This window comes from Vibrio sp. 811 (assembly GCF_033339195.1).
In genome coordinates this window covers 1-507 of sequence record NZ_JAWOUB010001001.1, presented here as the reverse complement: position 1 = coordinate 507, position 507 = coordinate 1, and the positions used below count along the sequence as shown (strand labels likewise).

Annotated in this window: 1 protein-coding gene; it reads right to left on the bottom strand. The window is 46.9% G+C overall.

Going from position 1 to position 507, the window contains the following annotated elements:
* Positions 1-507: disulfide isomerase DsbC N-terminal domain-containing protein (locus tag R7Q46_RS30580; protein WP_318078766.1), on the bottom strand; the 507-nt coding region annotated here is incomplete at both ends.

The window sequence follows — 507 nt, the reverse complement described above, 5'->3', positions numbered from 1 at the left end:
TTGGATCTTCTGCACACCAAATCGTTGCCATTTGCTCAGCAACAGGCCCTGTCGCACCTTGGCGAGGGTATGCCATGTAACGCACAGTAATACCTAGATCATTGTAGCCCTGCATTTGGTTATGCAGACGAACACAGTAGCCACAAGTGATGTCAGTAAATACCGTCACCACGTACTTTTCATTGTCCGCTTTGTATTCGATCATGCTGTCTGCAAACTTAGCAATTTTCTCAGCATTCAAAGGCGCTTGGCGTTCTGCAAGTACGTCTTTGTAACCGCCGTTGTCATCAATCGCGTATAGCGTACCTGCAATAAAGTGATCGCCATTGTTTGACGCAAACAATATGCCGCCGTTGGTTTGAATTTCTAGCAAGCCCGCCACGTCTGAAGGTTGAATATCAATAATAGACAGACCTAGTTTCGAGAACTTCGCTTTTAGCGCCGCTTCATCAAAGTGTTGTTGCGCAGTTGGCGCAGCCTGTTGTGCAGGAGTTTCGGTTTTTGCCT